Below are 14,155 nucleotides of genomic sequence, written 5' to 3' on the forward strand. Positions count from 1 at the left end.
CTGCTAATTTATAGATGGCCTGTTGACTGACAACATTATGTTATTCCTATCAGATAGAGTATTTTATTTCTAGTTGATTAAGATAAGATATGAAAAGTATACGTAAAAGAGGACTATAAAAATGAGCTGATAGTATTTTATGCTCATTTTCATAGTAAATAGAACACATTTTGTATAATTGGGTGAATTAATGAATTTTGATAATTTAGTTATTGTTCATGGTTTTCTAGCTGCCTCTAATAGTCATTGGTTTCCTTGGCTTAAAGGTCAATATGAAAGGTCAAATATTCAGGTTATTGTGCCAGAAATGCCAGAATCACATGCTCCTTCTCCTCATTTGTGGCAAGAAAAATTGCAGCAAAGTATACCCAATCCTAATGAAAGAACGCTTTTTATTGGGCATAGCTTGGGCTGTATTGCCACACTCCGGTATATCTCATCTTTACCTGATGATGTCACTATAGGGGGTGTCGTATTAATTTCAGGATTCTCTGAAAAATTACCTACCCTACCTGAATTAAGTACATTTACTGATGTGAATCTAGATTTTCGTCTCTTTATACAAAAAATAAAGCAGCGAATAGTAGTATTATCTCTTAATGATGAGATTGTACCCCCACAGTTTACATTAAATTTGAGCCAGAAGATTTGTGCTGAATTGTACGGTTTCCCTGATGGCGGGCACTTTTTAGATCGCGATGGTTTTACTGTTTTTCCTAATCTGGAGAAGGTGTTAAAAGATAATTCAATGTTGTGAATAAGAATGCCTTTATTTACTGGATGGTTCACTCTTAATAGTAACTTATTCCTGTTTTATGTGATTATAATTATGGTAGATTTTGTGTGTTTTACATAAATTATCAAAATATTATTTTACTACTGTAAGATAACCCGCTCTGAATACAGAGCGGGGTTGTAAACATATTTTCAGTTATTTTTTTTCTGCCAATGAGGTGGATTGGTACCCCATGAGAATTAAGAATTCATCCCAATGATTTATTATTTCTTGAGACATTCCTTTTTCCACAGTGCCTTTTGCAGCATTTATTTTAATATAGTGATACGCTTTTTTTAAATCTTGAGGGCTATTCCCCAAACCATGTAAATAATTTACCCCTATTATCTGATATCCATTTATTATTCCTGAATCTCCAGCTCTCTGAAGTAAATCATTGGCTCTCATTTGATCTTCTTGGACGCCATAACCAAAACTATAAATTATACCGAGATTATATAAAGATTCCGCATGGTTTTGATCCAACTCTAACGCCTTGTTATAATACTCTATAGCCTTTTGATAATTCTGTTCTGATTTATTTAATGAACTGTCAGTATAAAGTTTTCCTAATAAAAAATAGGCATCAGAGCTACCATTTTGAGTTTGTTTTTCCAGCTCCCGAAATTTCTCAACTGTTCTTGGTGCTTTTAGTGGAAGCTCCTTAACCATGCCGGTATATTTGATTCCATCAAATACAGTTCTAGGAACATTTATTTTCATCGGTTCTGCACATGCATAGGTAAATAATACGATCGTCAGTAATAGTATATGTTTCATTCTATTAGTCTACCCTATCAGATTGACGGCAAGGGGTTGAGTTGGGAATCTTCCCCAAACAATTCTGCGTTATTGTTGTTTAGTGGGCTGAGTATATAGTCAATAATTTTCCGCCGCCCGGTTTTTATTTCTACCATTACGTTCATACCGGCAACCAGCGTCATTTATTTACCATTAACCGTCAGATGATTTTTATCTAACTGCATGATAGCGGGATAAATTAGGCCGCGTTTTTCGTGTTCTATGGCATTAAAGCTGATGCTTTTCATTTTGCCAGTCAAAAAGCCGTAACGGGTGTTTAGCGATCCACACTTCTACTTTCTGTGCTTGTTTTATTTTCTGTCTGACTTCAATTGATGAATTTTTTGTGGAGAGAAAAAGATTTGTGTTTCTAATAACGTACTTTTTTGTGCCAGCCACTCATGCTGAGACAGGTATTTTTTTGCCAAGAGACGTTCATAATCCTTGGTACGTTGCTGCTCTATTCGGGTTATTGAAGCTAGTGCTTCCATTTCACTACTTGGTGAGCCCAGTTCTGCCTGATATTGTTGTTCTGCTGCACTTAGTTGTTTGTCTTTCCTTAGCTAGGTCAGATATTGATTATCTACCAGATCTTGGGTTTGTTGCCACTTTTCAGTGGAATTGAGGATAACGCCAATGTGATTTCGTGATGGCTGAATAATAAGCTGTTTGTGTCTGTAGAATATTGCTCAAATTTTTTAATTTTTCACTGGGCAGTTGTTTAACTTGTAATACATATAGCAAGGTTTCACTAGGCAATGAAATTACAGTCAAATTAGCTAAGGCATTTATCTGCATTTCCTAGATCAGATTCGTACTTTGGTAGCTTAAACGATTTTGAAAATTGGTTTTTAGTTTTTTATCGTATATATCTCGGATAATACCTATACCCAGTAGATTTCAAATTGCAGCGCGGCGGCAAGTGAACGCATCCCTAGGAGCATAGATAACGATGTGACTGGGGTAAGTGAAAGCAGCCAACAAAGCAACAATTTGAAAGATGAACGGTATATATGTTGTAGTTCTTTCTCAGGCATAGTCATTAACATTCAACTTCCCCTCAGGCTGCCAGATAGTAAGAGAAAACTTAGTACTTACATTGCTAACATCCGTCTCTGGCGTTATGTTAATTAACTCAGCAACAATAATAGCTGAAAGTCTATTTGTCTTACTAAAATAAAAGTGGAAATAATTTCCGATTATTAACTTGCAAACAGAGCCTGGAGGAAAACCCATGGAGATGTTATCAGGAGCTGAAATGGTCGTCCGATCGTTAATTGATCAGGGCGTTGAACATGTATTCGGTTATCCGGGTGGGGCAGTACTGGATATTTACGATGCCTTGCATACGGTTGGGGGAATTGAGCATATCCTGGTACGTCATGAGCAAGGCGCAGTTCATATGGCTGATGGTTATGCCCGTTCTACGGGTAAGGTTGGGGTAGTGTTGGTCACTTCTGGGCCAGGTGCGACCAATGCAATCACGGGTATTGCGACAGCTTATATGGATTCAATTCCAATGGTTGTATTGTCCGGTCAGGTAGCCAGCTCCTTGATTGGTAATGATGCATTCCAGGAATGTGACATGGTGGGTATCTCTCGTCCGATCGTGAAACACAGCTTTTTAGTGAAGAAAGCGGAAGATATTCCGAAAGTACTGAAAAAAGCTTTCTATTTGGCTGCTAGTGGTCGCCCGGGGCCAGTTGTTATTGACTTACCAAAAGACACGGTAAATCCAGCAATAAAATTGCCATATATTTATCCTGAACAGATAAGCATGCGCTCTTATAGCCCGACGATTCAAGGGCATAAAGGGCAGATTAAGCGAGCATTGAGAAAACTTCTGAGTGCGAAAAAACCGATTATGTATGTAGGTGGTGGAGTAATTAATGCAGATTGTTCGGCAGAATTACTGGCATTAGCAGAAAAATTTCATATTCCTGTTGTCAGTTCCTTGATGGGATTAGGCAGTTTCCCGGCAACTCATCGGCAAAATCTGGGCATGCTTGGTATGCATGGCACACTTGAAGCTAACAGGGCGATGCATAATTCAGATGTGATTTTTGCTGTTGGTGTCCGTTTTGATGATCGTACGACGAATAATCTGGAAAAATACTGTCCGGAAGCAACGGTTTTACATATTGATATTGATCCAACATCAATTTCGAAAACCGTTTCCGCAGATGTACCTATTGTTGGTGATGCTAAACAGGTTCTGGGGCAAATGCTGGAATTGCTAGAAACAATGGAAGATACACAAGACCCGGATGCGTTGAGAGATTGGTGGCTATCTATTCAGCAATGGCGTAGTCGTAAATGTCTCAATTTTGATCGTAATGGTGAAAAGATTAAACCTCAGGCCGCCATCCAGGTTCTTTATCGTCTGACTAAAGGCGAAGCTTATATCACTTCGGATGTTGGGCAGCACCAGATGTTTGTTGCATTGCATTACTCATTTGATAAGCCAAGGCGTTGGATCAGTTCTGGCGGTTTGGGAACCATGGGATTTGGTTTACCTGCTGCTTTGGGGGTCAAACTGGCGAAACCAGAAGCAACAGTAGTCTGTGTTACTGGGGATGGCAGTATTCAGATGAATATTCAGGAATTGTCCACAGCATTGCAATATAACCTGCCAGTATTGATTCTGAATCTAAATAACCGTTTTCTGGGGATGATAAAACAGTGGCAGGACATGATTTATGCTGGCCGCCACTCTCAGTCTTATATGGAATCCTTGCCTGATTTTGTCAAACTGGCAGAGGCTTATGGTCATGTTGGTATTTCTATTCAGAGTTATGATGAACTGGAAAGTAAATTAGCAGAAGCTTTGAAAGAGGTGACTGAAAACCAGCGGCTGGTATTTGTTGATGTCACAGTGGATGAAACTGAACACGTATATCCTATGCAGATCCGTGGAGGGGCAATGGATGAGATGTGGTTAAGCAAAACGGAGAGAACCTGATTATGCGCCGGATTTTATCTGTATTACTTGAAAACGAATCGGGGGCTTTGTCCCGTGTTGTTGGTCTGTTTTCCCAGCGTGGTTACAACATTGAAAGTTTGACTGTGGCTCCAACTGATGATCCGACATTGTCACGTATGACCATTCAGACTAAAGGGGATGCCAGGGTACTTGAGCAGATTGAAAAACAACTGCACAAGCTGGTAGATGTGTTGCGGGTCAGCGAGTTGGTATCAGGTTCTCATGTAGAACGTGAGATTATGCTGGTGAAATTACAGGCCAGCGGATATGGCCGTGAGGAAATCAAGCGCAGTACTGAAATCTTTCGTGGGCAGATCGTTGATGTGACTTCTACCCTATATACCGTACAACTGGTAGGAACAAGCGATAAACTGGATGCATTTCTTGATGCCGTTCGTGATGCTGCTGAAATTGTAGAAGTGGCCCGTTCCGGTATCGTCGGTGTATCGCGTGGGGATAAAATTATGCGATGAAAAATCGCAAACTGCGGGACAATGTACATACATTTATGAGGCTCTGCGATAGAGTAGGGCCTTTTCTGGGTTTATGAGGAGTTAATGTGAAACTGGATGAAATCGCCCGCCTTGCAGGTGTTTCGCGCACAACGGCCAGTTATGTGATTAATGGTAAAGCTAAGCAATACCGGGTCAGCGATAAAACGGTAGAGAAAGTGATGGCTGTGGTTAGAGAGCATAATTACCATCCGAATGCTGTGGCAGCTGGTCTCCGTGCAGGACGCACCCGTTCTATTGGTTTGGTTATTCCAGATTTAGAAAATACCAGCTATACCCGTATTGCGAATTATCTAGAGCGTCAAGCTCGTCAGCGTGGTTATCAATTATTGATAGCATGCTCTGAAGATCAGCCTGATAATGAAATGCGCTGTGTTGAACACCTGTTACAACGTCAGGTGGACGCAATTATTGTTTCTACTGCATTACCTCCGGAACATCCTTTTTATCAGCGCTGGGCAAATCGTTCTTTGCCTATTATTGCGCTCGACCGCGCATTGGAAAATGAACACTTTATCAGCGTAGTGGGTGATGATTTTGAAGATGCTAAAATGTTGGCACAAGAGTTTCGTCAATTCCCCGCTGAATCTGTGCTGTATCTTGGGGCATTACCTGAGCTATCCGTTAGCTTTCTGCGTGAACAGGGGTTCCGTGAAGCTTGGAAAGATGACCCTCGCGAAGTTATGTATCTTTACTCAAACAGCTATGAACGTGATGCGGCGGCTGAGGTGTTCGCTAAGTGGTTGGAAACTTACCCGATGCCACAAGCGTTGTTCACTACTTCTTTTGCTCTTTTACAGGGAGTAATGGATGTTACGCTTAAACACAGTGGCCGGTTACCTAATCAATTGGTTATTGCGACTTTTGGTGATCATGAATTATTGGATTTCCTTGAATGTCCGGTGCTTTCTGTAGCGCAGCGCCATCGTGAAGTTGCGGATCGGGTATTAGAACTAGTATTAGCCCATTTGGATGAAAAGCAAAAACCAAGCCCAGGTATTACACGGATACGCCGTGACTTATGTCGTAGAGGAAGCTTGAGTCGAAAGTTATGATAAAAGCCCCCTCATTAATTTTGGGGTGAGGGGGCTTTTACTCTAGGTTTGTAGAAAAAAGTGTCAGAAGGCAACTTTAGAGCAATGCTTAAATTATTTATCAGAAAAAAGCATGAATATGAATTTATTAGGATTTGTAATTTTTTGCGTTTTATCTTATCTCGTTGTTTTATTTATATATTAAATCGATTTTAATGATGTTATTTTTGATAATTTTATTATCATTGTTGGTTTTAGTATCGAATGTACCCATTTAAATGATAAATATTATTGTATGGTGGTTGGATGGTAATGAAATGTAAATTATGTAAATAAACTAATAACACAATTATTTTTTCATTATTTTATCGTAAACGTTCATTCTCCTTTGCTCGAAAAATTGTTCAAAATTATCATAGTGTTAATTATTATTGATATTGCTAAATTCAATCATTGTGCTGCCAACTTCCAAAATCCTTTTACTAAATATAGCTAAAGCGCATCGGCTCTGGCTTGACAAGGTTTTCGTCCCATCCGTAAACTCCTTATTGTGGGGATTAGTGGGATAAAGTGGTAATTTTGAATTGTCTGAGGCAACTTGAGGATGTTTCGTGGAGCAACGTTGGTTAATCTCGATAGCAAGGGACGGCTTGCCGTACCTACCCGATATCGAGCTATGCTAAACGAGGAATCGCAAGGGCAAATGGTTTGTACCATTGACCTTCATCAGCCATGCCTGCTGCTTTATACACTATCTGAATGGGAAATTATTGAAGAAAAACTTTCCTGCTTATCCAGTATGAATCCGGCAGAGCGTCGGGTACAACGTTTGCTCTTAGGTCATGCCAGTGAATGCCAGATGGATAGTGCTGGACGTCTTTTGTTAGCCAATACTCTGCGTCAGCACGCAGGGCTAGTCAAAGAAGTCATGCTGGTTGGTCAGTTCAACAAATTTGAATTGTGGGATGAGCAGGCTTGGTATCAACAGGTTAAGGATGATATTGCAACTGAACAATCCACACAACAACCTTTATCAGTACGGCTACAGGACTTATCACTATAAACATGGCAAACAGTCATTTTAAACATACCAGCGTATTGCTGGATGAAGCAGTCAACGGACTGAATATTCGTGAAGATGGAATCTATATTGATGGCACATTTGGGCGTGGCGGGCATTCACGCCTGATTTTGTCACAACTGGGTATGGCCGGTCGTTTAATCGCAATTGATCGTGATCCGCAAGCGATTGAAACTGCAAAATTGATCACAGATCCACGTTTTTTAATTGTCCATGGACCGTTTTCTGAGTTAGCGCACTATGTAGAAAAAGCCGGTCTGACAGGCAAAATTGATGGTGTATTACTGGATTTAGGTGTTTCTTCACCTCAATTGGATGATCCGGAACGTGGTTTTTCTTTTATGCGTGATGGGCCGCTAGATATGCGGATGGACCCGACTCACGGGCAGTCAGCTACAGAATGGCTGATGAAAGCGGAAGCGGATGATATTGCATGGGTGTTGAAAACATTTGGTGAAGAGCGTTTCGCCAAACGTATTGCCAGAGCAATTGTTACACGTAATCAGGAACAACCCATTACCCGAACAAAAGAGTTGGCGGATTTGATTGCTCAAGCCAGTCCGGTGAAAGAGAAGCATAAGCATCCAGCAACAAGGAGCTTCCAGGCGATTAGGATTTATATCAACAGTGAATTGGAAGAGATTGAGCAAGCGCTGGATGGTGCATTACGGGTGCTTGCACCACATGGACGACTTTCAGTTATCAGTTTCCATTCACTGGAAGATCGCATTGTTAAGCGATTTATTCGTCATAACAGTCGTGGGCCACAAGTACCGGCAGGATTACCACTGACAGAAGAGCAACTGAAAGCACAGGGTGGGCGTAGCCTAAAATCTATTGGCAAGATGAAACCTTCAGAGAACGAAGTGGCTGATAACCCACGGGCTCGTAGTTCGGTTTTGCGTTTTGCTGAAAAAGTTAGTGAATAATGGCAGGTGAACGTCACGGATTAGCCGGTATTATCGGCAGCGATTTGCTCAGAAATGCCAAAATACCATTGATTCTTCTAGTGGCTGTGGTGGTTTCAGCCATAGTTGTTGTGACCACAACGCATGAAACCCGTTTGTTGATTGCTGAAAAGGAGCATCTGGTATTGGAACGTGATGCATTAGATATCGAGTGGCGTAATTTAATCCTTGAAGAAAATGCTCTTAGTGAGCAGAGCAGGGTTGAGCGAGTAGCAGTTGAAAAAATGCATATGCAGCATGTTAATCCTGCACAGGAAAACGTTGTTGTTTTACAGTGAGTTAATTTGATTAATTAATAAGGTAAGCGATGAAAGTGGCACGCCCTGCGAAGTCAAAACGGCAAGAAGATAAAGCCAGCTTTGTCAGCTGGCGTTTTGCCTTGTTATGCGGGGGAATTGCCCTTGCTTTAGTTGGCTTGCTATTGAGAGTGACTTACCTGCAAGTTATCAATCCGGATCAATTGGTTAAAGAAGGGGATTTACGTTCTTTGCGCGTACAGTCAGTTCCTACCGCCCGCGGTATGATCAGCGACCGCATGGGGCGACCTTTGGCTGTCAGTGTTCCGGTTAATGCTGTATGGGCAGATCCGAAAGAGGTATTTGAAAAAGGGGGGATGACTGATGATACCCGCTGGAAAGCTTTGTCTGATGCCATTAATCTGCCTGTTGAGCAACTTACTAGCAAAATCAGTGCTAATCCCAAAGGTCGTTTTGTTTATCTGGCGCGTCAGGTTAATCCATCGGTTGGCGATTATATTCATAAACTGAAATTGCCGGGAATTTATTTGCGTCAGGAATCTCGGCGTTATTACCCGTCAGGTCAGGTAACCGCCCATATTATTGGTGTGACCAACGTTGATGGTCAGGGTATTGAAGGCGTAGAAAAAAGTTTTGATCGCTGGCTGACTGGTCAGCCGGGTGAACGGATTGTACGTAAAGACCGCTTTGGTCGTGTCATCGAAGATATTTCATCTGTTGATAGTCTGGCTGCACACAATTTGGTATTGAGTATTGATGAACGCTTGCAGTCACTAGTTTACCGTGAACTGACCAATGCGGTGGCTTTTAATAAAGCAGAATCCGGTACAGCCGTACTGGTAGATGTTAATACTGGTGAAGTGCTAGCGATGGCAAATAGTCCATCTTATAACCCAAATAATCGCATCAATACGTCAAAAGAAGCGATGCGTAACCGTGCTATTACTGATATTTTCGAGCCGGCTTCCACAGTGAAACCTATGGTGGTCATGGCTGCGCTGAATGATGGTATTGTTAAAGAAAATACCGTTATTAATACAGTACCTTATAGGATCAGCGGTAAGGAAATCAGGGATGTGGGCCGTTATTCAGAATTATCTATCACTGGTATCTTACAGAAATCGAGTAATGTCGGTGTTTCTAAGCTGGCGTTAGCGATGCCTGCTACAGAGTTAGTGGATGTTTATTCACGCTTTGGGTTGGGGAAACCGACCAATCTGGGGTTGGTTGGAGAAAGCAGTGGCTTATATCCAATAAAAAAACAACGGTGGTCAGATCTTGATAGAGCCACCTTTTCTTACGGCTACGGGCTGATGGTAACACCGTTACAGTTAGCGCGGGTCTATGCAACGATTGGCAGCATGGGCGTTTATCGCCCCCTGTCGATTACCAAAGTTGATCCACCCGTGCCAGGCTCAAGAGTATTTCCTGAGCCCATTATGCGCACGGTGGTTCATATGATGGAAAGTGTGGCTTTGCCCGGTGGTGCTGGAACATCGGCCGCGATAAAAGGTTATCGAATTGCCATCAAAACTGGCACAGCCAAGAAACTTGGGCCGGATGGCAAATATATTAATCGGTATATCGCTTACACCGCAGGCATTGCTCCAGCAAGTAATCCAAGATTTGCACTGATTGTAGTCATTAATGATCCACTAGCAGGTAAGTATTACGGTGGTGCGATTTCTGCGCCGGTATTTGGCACCATTATGGGGGGTGTTCTGCGCATCATGAATGTGGAGCCGGATGCTTTGGCAGCAGGTGATAAAAACGAATTTGTGATTAATAAGAAAGAGGATACAGGTGGCAGATCGTAATCTACGCGGTTTACTCGCTCCATTGGGTATTGATGCCCCAGAGCGTGCATTACGCGAAATGACATTGGACAGCCGTAAATCGGCTGCCGGAGATTTGTTTGTTGCTATTAAAGGGCATCAGGCAGATGGTCGACACTACATTCCTCAGGCCATCGCGCAAGGAGTCGCGGCGGTTATTGCAGAAGCCCAAGGCGAGGCCGATAACGGGACTGTGCAGGTTACACATGGTGTTCCGGTTGTTTATGTGAGCGATTTGAATAATAAGTTGTCACAGTTAGCCGGTCAGTTTTATCACCACCCTGGTGATAAATTACACCTGATTGGTGTGACCGGAACCAACGGTAAAACGACTACGACCCAATTACTTGCACAGTGGGCTTTCGGATTGGGTGAAACCAGCGCAGTGATGGGAACAGTAGGTAATGGTTTATTGGGGCATGTGGCGCCAAGTGAAAACACCACCGGCTCAGCTGTTGATATCCAACTGGATTTACAACAACTTGTTCAACAAGGGGCTACTTTTACAGCAATGGAAGTCTCTTCCCATGGACTGGTGCAGGGGCGTGTGGCCGCATTACCATTTGAGGCGGTGGTATTTACCAATCTGAGCCGTGATCATCTTGATTACCATGGTGATATGGAACACTATGAAGCCGCTAAGTGGCTACTGTTTTCCTCTCACAATGTGAAACAACAAATCATTAATGCTGACGATGATACTGGTCTGAAATGGTTATCCCGTTTACCGCAAGCGGTGGCTGTGACGATGGAAAACCGCGTGCCAGAAGATTGGCAAGGGCGTTGGTTGTCGGCCTGTGAAATAAAATATTACGATAAAGGTGTATCGATTACTTTTGAGTCCAGTTGGGGAGGCGGTACAATTGACAGCCCCCTGATGGGAGCATTCAACGTCAGCAACCTGCTGTTAGCACTTTCTACCTTATTAGCGCTGGATTATCCATTGGAAAAACTGCTTGAAACTGCTTCCTGCCTTGAACCTGTTTGCGGGAGAATGGAAGTGTTTATTGCACCGAATAAGCCAGCGGTCGTTGTTGATTATGCTCACACACCTGATGCACTAGAGAAAGCTTTGTCGGCTGCACGTCTGCATTGTAAAGGCAAACTTTGGTGTGTTTTTGGTTGTGGTGGTGATCGTGATAAAGGCAAACGTTCTTTAATGGGAAGTGTGGCAGAACAGTGGGCCGACTATGTGATTGTTACCGATGATAACCCGAGAAGTGAAGAGCCACAGGCAATTGTTGCTGACATTTTGACTGGTTTTATTGATCCGGGGCGAGTAATGGCGATTCATGGTCGTGTTGAAGCGGTGACCAGTGCCATTATGCAGGCAAAAGAAGATGATGTTGTATTAGTGGCGGGTAAAGGCCATGAAGATTATCAGTTGGTAGGCCATCGTCGTTTGGATTATTCAGACCGCTTGACCGTTGCACGGTTACTGGGGGTAATTGCATGATTTCCCTTACCTTGCAACAGTTGGCACAAGTTACTGACGGGGTACTAAATCAGGTGACTGAGCGGCAGGCAGTAGATATCTATATCCGTGATGTCACTACTGATAGCCGTAAGGTTGAAAATGGTAGTCTGTTTATTGCATTGAAAGGTGAACGTTTTGATGCCCATGATTTTTTTGATGATGTAGTAAAAGCGGGTGCCGGTGCTTTGCTGGTGAGCCGTGTATTAGCGGTTAATTGTCCTCAGGTCGTGGTCAAAGATACCCGTTTAGCAATGGGGAAATTAGCTGGCTGGGTTCGCCAGCAGAGTAAAGCTCAAGTTGTTGCGCTAACGGGGTCTTCCGGCAAAACATCGGTGAAAGAGATGACCGCAGCGATTTTGCGTCAGTGTGGTAACACGCTTTATACTGCGGGCAATCTGAATAATGAGATTGGTGTACCGTTGACATTGTTCAGGTTGACAAAACAGCATGAGTTTGCCGTGATTGAATTGGGTGCAAGCCATATTGGTGAGATTGCCTATACCACAGAAATGACCCGACCAGAAACAGCTCTGGTCAATAATTTATCCACTGCACACTTAGAAGATTTTGGTTCTCTGGCTGGTATTGCAAAAGCCAAGGGAGAGATTTTCTCTGGTCTTCCAGCAGGAGGTACTGCCATTATCAATGTGGAAAGCAATGATTGGGCGAATTGGCAACAGATTACTGGCAACAAAACTGTATGGCGTTTTTCCATGCAACAGGCATCGGATGCTGATTTTTATGCTACAAATGTTCAGGTTAAGCAACTGACCACTCATTTTCATTTGCATACCCCCATCGGCAGCACAGAAATCATTTTGCCATTACCTGGGAAACACAATGTTGCCAATGCCTTAGCTGCCAGTGCGTTGGCAATTTCTGTTGGTGCAGAGCTAAAAGATATCTGTGTTGGATTGTCTGGATTGAAGGCTGTTCCGGGCCGGTTATTTCCAATCAATTTGGCGGAAGGAAAATTGCTGCTTGATGATACTTATAACGCTAATGTCGGTTCGATGACTGTTGCGGCTCAGGTGTTATCACAGATGCCTGGGTATCGAGTCATGGTCGTTGGCGATATGGGGGCGTTGGGTGAACAGGCAGAGAATTACCATCGTCAAGTGGGTGAAGCCGCAGCTGTTAATGGTATCGACAAAGTATTCAGTGTGGGCACTTCAAGTATGTACATTAGCGAAGCGAGTGGTTGTGGTCAGCATTTTGTGGACAAAACTGCGTTGGTTGCAGCATTGATTCCACTATTACAGCAACACAAAGTCATTTCAGTTTTAGTTAAAGGTTCGCGCAGTACTACGATGGAAGATGTCGTGAGCGCATTACAGGGGAGCTTCACATGTTAGTTTGGCTGGCCGAATATTTGGTCAAGTATCACACTGGCTTTAACGTCTTTTCTTATCTGACGTTTAGGGCTATCGTCAGCCTGCTGACTGCATTGGCTATTGCGTTATGGATGGGGCCGCGCATGATAGCCTTCCTGCAAAAATTGCAAATTGGGCAGGTTGTTCGCAATGATGGGCCAGAATCTCATTTCAGTAAACGTGGCACGCCGACCATGGGCGGTTTGCTGATCCTGTTCTCAATCACAATTTCGGTACTGTTGTGGGTGCGTTTGAATAACCCATATGTCTGGTGCGTGCTGATTGTCCTGATTGGTTACGGCATTGTTGGTTTCGTGGATGATTACCGTAAAGTCGTGCGTAAAGATACTAAGGGGTTGATTGCTCGTTGGAAGTATTTCTGGCAGTCAGTCTTGGCATTGGGCGTAGCATTCGCGATGTATAGTGTCGGTAAAGATACCCAGGCAACACAATTGGTCATGCCATTCTTTAAAGATGTGATGCCGCAACTGGGTGTGCTTTACATCCTGTTGTCTTATTTTGTGATTGTCGGAACCAGCAACGCAGTGAATCTAACTGACGGGTTGGATGGTTTGGCAATTATGCCGACGGTTTTTGTTGCGGCTGGTTTTGCACTGGTTGCATGGGCAACAGGTAATGTCAATTTTGCCAATTACTTGCATATTCCTTATTTGAATCATGCTGGTGAATTGGTCATTGTCTGTACTGCAATTGTTGGTGCTGGATTAGGTTTCCTGTGGTTCAACACTTATCCGGCTCAGGTTTTTATGGGAGATGTTGGTTCTTTGGCATTAGGTGGTGCGCTTGGGACCATTGCTGTATTGCTGCGTCAGGAGTTTCTACTGGTGATTATGGGCGGCGTATTCGTGGTGGAAACCTTGTCAGTTATCTTGCAGGTAGGTTCTTTTAAACTGCGAGGACAGCGTATTTTCCGTATGGCACCTATTCACCACCATTATGAATTGAAAGGTTGGCCAGAACCGCGCGTTATCGTGCGTTTTTGGATTATTTCTCTAATGTTAGTGCTGATTGGCTTGGCAACATTGAAGGTACGTTAAT

At 43.0% G+C, this 14,155-nt stretch carries 13 protein-coding genes and 1 pseudogene; 11 read left to right on the top strand and 3 right to left on the bottom strand.

The genetic code is table 11. The features are described from left to right. Positions 1-190: 190 nt before the first annotated feature. A complete protein-coding gene (locus tag C5469_RS01635; protein WP_166301365.1) occupies positions 191-757 on the top strand; it encodes an RBBP9/YdeN family alpha/beta hydrolase in 567 nt (188 codons plus the stop codon). A 174-nt stretch (positions 758-931) separates the two neighbouring features. Here the strand turns inward: C5469_RS01635 and C5469_RS01640 are convergent, their stop codons facing one another. From C5469_RS01640 to C5469_RS01650, 3 genes and pseudogenes are all read right to left on the bottom strand, one after another. Then, positions 932-1,498, bottom strand: a complete 567-nt coding sequence (locus tag C5469_RS01640) for a tetratricopeptide repeat protein (protein WP_166301368.1) — start codon at positions 1,496-1,498, stop codon at positions 932-934. 389 nt (positions 1,499-1,887) lie between these two features. Beyond that, a pseudogene (locus tag C5469_RS01645) lies at positions 1,888-2,118 on the bottom strand (hypothetical protein); the annotation flags it as partial. Between the two features lie 342 nt (positions 2,119-2,460). Beyond that, positions 2,461-2,625 carry a hypothetical protein gene (locus C5469_RS01650; RefSeq protein WP_166301374.1) on the bottom strand — a complete coding sequence of 55 codons (165 nt, stop codon included), beginning with the start codon at positions 2,623-2,625 and terminating at the stop codon, positions 2,461-2,463. A gap of 185 nt (positions 2,626-2,810) precedes the next feature. On the opposite strand from C5469_RS01650, the gene ilvI reads away from it, so the two are divergent. From ilvI to mraY, 10 genes are all read left to right on the top strand, one after another. Next, positions 2,811-4,538 carry an acetolactate synthase 3 large subunit gene (gene ilvI / locus C5469_RS01655; protein WP_166301377.1) on the top strand — a complete coding sequence of 576 codons (1,728 nt, stop codon included), beginning with the start codon at positions 2,811-2,813 and terminating at the stop codon, positions 4,536-4,538. A 2-nt stretch (positions 4,539-4,540) separates the two neighbouring features. After that, on the top strand, positions 4,541-5,032 hold the full coding sequence (gene ilvN / locus C5469_RS01660) for an acetolactate synthase small subunit (RefSeq protein WP_012777275.1): 492 nt from the start codon (positions 4,541-4,543) through the stop codon (positions 5,030-5,032). Between the two features lie 86 nt (positions 5,033-5,118). After that, on the top strand, positions 5,119-6,126 hold the full coding sequence (gene cra, locus C5469_RS01665; protein ID WP_166301380.1) for a catabolite repressor/activator: 1,008 nt from the start codon (positions 5,119-5,121) through the stop codon (positions 6,124-6,126). A gap of 583 nt (positions 6,127-6,709) precedes the next feature. Beyond that, the gene (mraZ, locus tag C5469_RS01670; RefSeq protein ID WP_166301383.1) at positions 6,710-7,168 is read left to right on the top strand and encodes a division/cell wall cluster transcriptional repressor MraZ; all 459 of its coding nucleotides are present in this window, start codon (positions 6,710-6,712) and stop codon (positions 7,166-7,168) included. Between the two features lie 2 nt (positions 7,169-7,170). Beyond that, on the top strand, positions 7,171-8,115 hold the full coding sequence (gene rsmH, locus C5469_RS01675; protein WP_166301386.1) for a 16S rRNA (cytosine(1402)-N(4))-methyltransferase RsmH: 945 nt from the start codon (positions 7,171-7,173) through the stop codon (positions 8,113-8,115). Then, the gene (ftsL, locus tag C5469_RS01680) at positions 8,112-8,432 is read left to right on the top strand and encodes a cell division protein FtsL (protein ID WP_166301688.1); all 321 of its coding nucleotides are present in this window, start codon (positions 8,112-8,114) and stop codon (positions 8,430-8,432) included. Before rsmH ends, ftsL begins: the two co-directional genes overlap by 4 nt. A gap of 29 nt (positions 8,433-8,461) precedes the next feature. Next, entirely contained in the window at positions 8,462-10,228 is a 1,767-nt protein-coding gene (locus C5469_RS01685; protein WP_166301389.1) for a peptidoglycan glycosyltransferase FtsI, read from the top strand. Continuing rightward, positions 10,215-11,702 carry a UDP-N-acetylmuramoyl-L-alanyl-D-glutamate--2,6-diaminopimelate ligase gene (murE, locus tag C5469_RS01690; protein WP_166301392.1) on the top strand — a complete coding sequence of 496 codons (1,488 nt, stop codon included), beginning with the start codon at positions 10,215-10,217 and terminating at the stop codon, positions 11,700-11,702. Before C5469_RS01685 ends, murE begins: the two co-directional genes overlap by 14 nt. After that, on the top strand, positions 11,699-13,078 hold the full coding sequence (gene murF, locus C5469_RS01695) for a UDP-N-acetylmuramoyl-tripeptide--D-alanyl-D-alanine ligase (RefSeq protein WP_166301395.1): 1,380 nt from the start codon (positions 11,699-11,701) through the stop codon (positions 13,076-13,078). The genes murE and murF overlap by 4 nt, the downstream gene beginning before the upstream one ends. Further along, positions 13,072-14,154 carry a phospho-N-acetylmuramoyl-pentapeptide-transferase gene (gene mraY / locus C5469_RS01700; RefSeq protein WP_166301398.1) on the top strand — a complete coding sequence of 361 codons (1,083 nt, stop codon included), beginning with the start codon at positions 13,072-13,074 and terminating at the stop codon, positions 14,152-14,154. Before murF ends, mraY begins: the two co-directional genes overlap by 7 nt. Position 14,155: the final 1 nt, after the last annotated feature.

The sequence above is a fragment of the Photorhabdus cinerea genome, assembly GCF_011189575.1.
Taxonomy (GTDB): Bacteria; Pseudomonadota; Gammaproteobacteria; order Enterobacterales; family Enterobacteriaceae; genus Photorhabdus; species Photorhabdus cinerea.